Origin of the sequence: Dietzia sp. B44 (assembly GCF_014145245.1) — a bacterium.
GTDB lineage: Bacteria > Actinomycetota > Actinomycetes > Mycobacteriales > Mycobacteriaceae > Dietzia > Dietzia natronolimnaea.
This window is the reverse complement of sequence record NZ_JAALEF010000376.1, coordinates 1,720-3,625: the sequence shown is the minus strand read 5'-3', so window position 1 is coordinate 3,625 and position 1,906 is coordinate 1,720. Positions and strand designations below refer to the sequence as shown.

General features: G+C 71.4%; 1 protein-coding gene. It reads right to left on the bottom strand.

The window, feature by feature from the left end; translation table 11 throughout:
• Positions 1-1,887, bottom strand: a 1,887-nt coding sequence (locus G6017_RS12290) for a glycosyltransferase (RefSeq protein WP_182617593.1), incomplete at its 3' end; no start/stop codon positions are given.
• Positions 1,888-1,906: the final 19 nt, after the last annotated feature.

Sequence of the window (1,906 nt, the reverse complement as noted above, 5' to 3'; positions counted from 1 at the left end):
GGCGAACAGCGATCCGGCCTGCTCACGATCGCGCTTGCGGTAGACCACCCCGCGCCCGTCGGCGGTGGTGACGGTGGCGCCGTCGACCCGGCTCAGCGAGTACCAGCGCGCCTCCACGGGCGGGAAGTTCGCCTGCGGCACCTCGTGGTGCGCCTTGTCGTCCCGGCTCAGGGTGTGGATGAGCCCCTTGCCCAGGGCGAGGGCCTTGCGGACCGGGCCCCGGGGCTCGGAGTGGATCCCGGCCGGGCCGCCGGAGGGCGCGGGCAGGTCCACGGCCGAGGGGATCACCACGGCGTCGGGGAACCGCGCGCGCATCGCCCGCACCTTGGGCAGGGCCGTCGGCAGCAGCTCGTAGAGCGCCTCCGGTCCTCGCAGGAAGTCGCGGATGGCCTCGATCTGGATGGCCACCGTCGAGTACTCGAGGCACACCAGGTGCTTGACCAGCGCCTTGAGGCTCGACTGCATGATGCCCTTGTGGTCGCCGTCGTGGTACAGCGACGCCACCACCAGCCGGTTGCGCAGGTGGAAGTAGGCCTGCCAGTCGATCGCGTCGTCCTTGTCCGACCACGCCATGTGCCAGATCGCCACCCCCGGCATGGAGACCGTGGGGTGGCCGGCGCGGCGCGCCCGCAGGCCGTACTCCGCGTCGTCCCACTTGATGAACAGGGGCAGGGGCTGGCCGATCTTCTCCGCGACCACCCGCGGGATCAGGCACATCCACCAGCCGTTGTAGTCCACGTCGATCCGGCGGTGCAGTTCCTTGGGGTTCTCCCGGTCGGTGAGGGGGTACCGGGAGAAGTCGTAGTCGTAGTCCGCGTGCGGGGCGGCGGTCCACATGAAGTCGTGCGCGCCCACCACCTCGCCCATGGTGTGGAGGTGGCTGCGCTCCTGGAGGTTGAGCATCTGGCCGCCGACCAGCATCGGCACGCGCGAGAAACGGGCGAAGGCCAGGGCCCGCAGGATCGAGTCGGGCTCGATCTCGATGTCGTCGTCCATGTAGAGGATGTACGGCGAGTCGGTGAGCCGCCGGGCCTCGTACATGATGCGGCTGTACCCGCCCGAGCCGCCCAGGTTGGGCTGGTCGAAGATCCGCAGGCGCTCGCCCAGGTACTCGGCGGCCTCCGCGAACCCGGGCTCGTCACGCACTTTGCGGTCGCCCTGGTCCGGCATGAGCACCGCGTCCAGGACCGCGTCCACCTCGGGGTCGGAGGTGAGCGCCCGCAGCGCCGCGACCGCGTCCCCGGGGCGGTTGAAGGTCGGGATACCGACGGTCACCCGGCGTTCGTTGGGTACCTGCACCGACGGATCGGGGGTGCCGTCCGGGCCCGCGTCCGGGCGGGTGGCCGGCGCGTCCACGGCCGAGTACCACCCACCGGCGAGCACCTCGACGTCCGTGTCGGAGGTGAGGTCGAACCAGATCCACCCGCCGTCCTCGAACGGGCCCAGGTCGCAGACGAACTCGACCGTCGTGACCCGGTCCGCCCCCGACTCGCCCGGCTCGCCCACGACGTCCCCGGTGATCGCGATGCGCGAGCCGTCGATCTTGGACCGGTAGAGGTCCACACGGCCGGCGCCGCGGATCGTCAGCCGCAGGACCACCTCACCGAGGATCGTCCAACGACGCCAGTACGCCGCCGCGAAGGCGTTGAAGTAGGTGGCGAAGGAGACCTCGGAGTCCGCGCCGACGCTCAGGGTGGTGCGGCCGGCGGAGTGGGCGCGGCGGGCGTTGGTGGGGGCCTCGGCGAGGTAGAGCGATCTCACGTCCAGCGGCTCGCCGGCCCGGGGCAGGATGACCCGCTGGAGGCACTCCCGGCCGATCGGGTCCGCGAGACCGGCGACCGACCGCTCGACCTCGTCGACCAGTTCGTGGTGGCCGTGGTGGTGCATATGGATGAGTCCCCGTCCC